The sequence below is a fragment of the Paramagnetospirillum caucaseum genome (assembly GCF_000342045.1).
GTDB classification, from domain to species: domain Bacteria; phylum Pseudomonadota; class Alphaproteobacteria; order Rhodospirillales; family Magnetospirillaceae; genus Phaeospirillum; species Phaeospirillum caucaseum.
The window spans coordinates 1-3,786 of sequence record NZ_AONQ01000139.1 but is presented as its reverse complement, the minus strand read 5'-3'; the positions used below and the strand labels follow the sequence as shown (position 1 = coordinate 3,786).

Below are 3,786 nucleotides of genomic sequence, written 5' to 3'. Positions count from 1 at the left end.
CGCGACCAGGGTGCTGGTTGTTGTCATATAACGACGCCCCGGCAGTACGGCGGTTCTATGCAGGGTATCCGATGGTCGCTACCAGTTGGACCTATGGAACCGGCAAATTGGGTGCCGAGCTTTTGGTGTTTTCACATGCCCTGGCCGATGCAGTTGGCATGACCCCATTGGGCCGCCGGTTCAGTGGTTCTTGGCATCGCGATGGTGAAGGAATGATCCAGGTCGCCTGATTGGTCAGTGGTATATGGTGCATAGGGCTGGATGGCAATCATCCAGCCCTATGCATTTAAAAGCTAAGGCTTTCTCTCTATGAGTAGTTCCTTAGAAAGCTGCTCAGCCAGAATTACTTCCCTCTTTTCGATAAATGTTTGGAAATTCTCAAGAGAGAATTCAACATCAGGAATGTAATGACGCTCCCTATATGCTGCCTTATCCGCTTTCGACTTAAATGTTTCACCAAACCAAACATCGAATTCCTTTGCGGACTTTTCCTGATTAGGCAGCCCTTCTATTAGCTGGAGATTGCCAATTCTGTTGTAATGCTCAAGGAAAAAATCAATCTTATCTGATTTTATCCCTCGCCGCTTTAGGCGTGCTTCTGTAAACAGCTTCTTCGGGAAAATATGGTCCTGATGAAATTTGTTTCTAAAGTCCAGGTGCTTATACAGCAAGGCAAGCACAGAAAATGTGTAACTCCAGCCGTATTCGTTATACAGCAAATCCGATACCTCTCCTTCATCAAATGCAATCGGCCGCGTTGTTGATTTAAGTTCTTTGGCAATCTCAGACAAAGGAAAATGTTCGCCGACATGTTTTTGAAGAACCTGACGGACTGGACGCAGAACGTTGTCCGGCTGACCTCCAAATGTCCTCTTCAAGAGTGTGATAGATAGCCACTTTCTGATTTTCGCCCGAGCTTCCGAGAATTTGCCGGATTCAACAAAGTTTTTAGGCGTCCCGTTCTGATGAAGATAGTAAGCGACGGGAATCAGTGCGTTGCTCGATGTCAGCGTCTCCCTGTCGTATCCAAAGCTCTCGGCAAGATTTACGGTGGTGCGAATTGATGCGGTTATATTATCCCAATCCTTCTCAATTTTTTTCATGTTTTCATCTTTAAAGTTGTCAACTTTAAAGGCGATGTCCTTAAATCCACAAACAACAAGGCAAGACTTCAGCACAAAGTCTTTGTCGAAATTAAATACTCCACCGGAGCGGTTTATTTCCGTGACAAAATCATTAAGCTCCTCACGTGCATCCCGCTTGCTCCACTGAGCGGTCGCTATCGACAGCAAGAGATCGGAGTAACTCAGCTTAGTGCCACCGCTGTTAACCCGAATAAAAATATTCAACACTTTATCAAGTGACTCGCCGCGTTCAAGGAAGTAATTTATTATCTCCTTATCGTGAACAAGTTTTTGTAAATTAAAAAGTGCTTTGTTCGCAAATATCGCTGCGTCTTTTGGCTTTGACAGCAAATCGTGCTTGATTAGGTATTCATTGACCTTGTGTGGCTCTGAGAAGTCTAGGACATCCCCAACTGGGAACCAGTGCGTCTTCTCATCACCATCAGAGGCCTCTTCCTTCGTCAAAAATCTAAAGTCATACTCCCTATCACTGTTATCTGCCTGAGAAAGAAGATTGAGAAATAGCCGGCGGGTCGGGAATGCCGCGTCATTGTTCCACCTCTTCCTCGGTAGCTTATATGCATATGTTCCTTTAAGGCCGATAAGCAAGGACGTTAACCGCTGCTGCCCATCTAGAATGGCAGTTATGTCGCCAACGCCTTTTGTGTCTGCTTTTGGATTATGAATCTGATCTCTTTCATGATAGTTGCGTAGAAACTCATAGAATTGGAATTGCTTTTGGCTGTCATTGTCTATTTTCCAGAACAAGAATGACCCAACTGGATATCCACGCATTAACGAATCAAATAACAATTCAATTTGGTCCGCCGACCACACAAACTCCCTTTGTATCGCGGGGAGGAGGAACCGCTTCTCCTGGATTCTGTCAATGGCTTCCTTAATCGTTATAGGGCGTTCAAACGACATCATTCCCCCCAATCAGCATCAGCACCTAAAGGTGGCGTGGATGGACACGATACTCCAATCGATTCGGTCAGCGAAATGGAATGCACCTCGGTCACTGTTCACCTGCAACAGCACGAATTATCCGTGATTACACCGACATTGCATAGCATTGCACCCGCAGTCCCGCTGATGAAGAGGGAGATATCGTTGCTATGCATGAAGCCGATCCGCATCGCGACAATAAACTCGCCATGAAATAGGTATTTCATAACGAGTTGCTATTTACTCCATATTTTTCAATGCCCTGGCCTTGGCCGATTTATTCGCGGCTGCTATACTCGTTTTAAAGTTATCTACTGCTTTAATTTTATGACGAGTTAGCGATCATGGCAGGCAAGCAGGCAAAGGTTCTCACGGCGACCCAAATCTCGACCGTTTTGCTTCATCTTGGATCGACCCGACATGCCGCACGAGATCGGGTGATGTTCCTGCTGTCGGCCAAGGCCGGGATGAGGGCCAAGGAAATTGCGTGCGTTCGCTGGTCGATGGTACTGACCGCGACCGGCGAAGTGGGCGACATGATCCACCTGGAGGATAAAGCCACCAAACGGGCATCGGGTCGGTCGATCCCAATAAACAAGGAGCTACGGGCCGCCCTGGTCGAACTCCATAGCCGTGGAATTCGCAGTCCAAACCATCCCGTAATTTTTTCCGAACGCGGCGTAGGGATGACGGCGAACACCGTCGTCGCGTGGTTCTCCAGATTGTATCAGCGGCTGGGATTTCTTGGGTGCTCATCACATAGCGGTCGCCGGACCTTCGTCACCACGGCGGCCAAAAAGGTGGGCATGGCCGGGGGCAGTTTGAGGGATGTCCAGCAATTGGTCGGTCATGCCAGTCTAGCGATGACGGCGAGGTATATTGAGGGCGACAGCGATGCCAAACGGAAGCTGGTCAACTTGATTTGATCACTGCCGCAGTTGGCCGCCGGGATCGTTCGGGGGCGGGATGATCAGTCCTGCCCCGGCAACGAGGTGCCCGACAATCGATTAGTCGGACACGAACTGAACCTCGTTGGGCTTCAACGCCAGCACCGGGATGGGGTTGGGACATTTCCCGCCCTTCACCGGGTAGGGACGCTTGTGGACGATCCGCCCATTCTTCTTTGCGTAGGTGCAGCCAGGGTTCCAGTGGGGTGACTTTGGAACGCCCTTTCCCCGGCCCTTGAATTTTTCACTGCTCTCACTGCCGGCCTCAACCTTGGTGCCACCCGCTGCGTCACCTTTGCGGTAATGCATGACGGTCTGACCAGGGCGGATCACCCGATATGCAGGCAGGGGGCTCTTGCCTCTGTCGGCCCGAGCCTTCTGAACATAAGGGCTTGGATCGATATAATCCGCGTGGATTGTCGGTTCGGACAGAAACTGAAGTTGGCCGTAGATAACACCTAATTGGAGCTTTACAGCATCCAAACCTCCTCCCAACAAAAATGGGTCAAACGAAATATTGGTGTAAACGCAGTTATCTACCCATTTAATCGTGCAAGATAATGAATTCATCCAAACGCGACCCTTCGTATAAAACGAGACTTCAATCGTCATGTCAGTTGACTGCCTAACGACCGTAATGTTTTCGGCCGTTAGCGTTCCGTCAGCAGAAATCTCCACAAGCAGCAACTCGTTTGATGGAAGATCAACCCAACGATCAGGGTATGTATGATAATTTTCGTGCGGCATCATATACGGAATGTAATCGT

The 3,786-nt window shown here is 48.9% G+C and carries 3 protein-coding genes and 1 pseudogene; 2 read left to right on the top strand and 2 right to left on the bottom strand.

Annotated elements, in window-relative coordinates; genetic code table 11:
- Positions 1–230, top strand: a pseudogene (locus tag H261_RS26365) (DNA adenine methylase); the annotation flags it as partial.
- A 63-nt stretch (positions 231–293) separates the two neighbouring features.
- Here the strand turns inward: H261_RS26365 and H261_RS22530 are convergent.
- Positions 294–2,054: a DUF262 domain-containing protein gene (locus tag H261_RS22530; protein WP_008622465.1), complete on the bottom strand. Its 1,761-nt coding sequence runs from the start codon at positions 2,052–2,054 to the stop codon at positions 294–296.
- 362 nt (positions 2,055–2,416) lie between these two features.
- Here H261_RS22530 and H261_RS22525 point away from each other — a divergent pair, with 362 nt between their 5' ends.
- Positions 2,417–2,998 (top strand): tyrosine-type recombinase/integrase, encoded by a 582-nt coding sequence (locus H261_RS22525; RefSeq protein ID WP_040477333.1) that lies wholly within the window; start codon positions 2,417–2,419, stop codon positions 2,996–2,998.
- Between the two features lie 81 nt (positions 2,999–3,079).
- Here the strand turns inward: H261_RS22525 and H261_RS22520 are convergent.
- The coding region (locus H261_RS22520) for a hypothetical protein (protein ID WP_008622460.1) at positions 3,080–3,786 on the bottom strand (707 nt) is incomplete at its 5' end.

What these genes read in the sequence shown, in the direction of transcription:
- H261_RS22525 (WP_040477333.1), top strand. Translation starts at nt 2,417, where the DNA reads ATGGCAGGCAAGCAGGCAAAGGTTCTCACGGCGACCCAAATCTCGACC.
- H261_RS22530 (WP_008622465.1), bottom strand. Translation starts at nt 2,054, where the DNA reads ATGATGTCGTTTGAACGCCCTATAACGATTAAGGAAGCCATTGACAGA.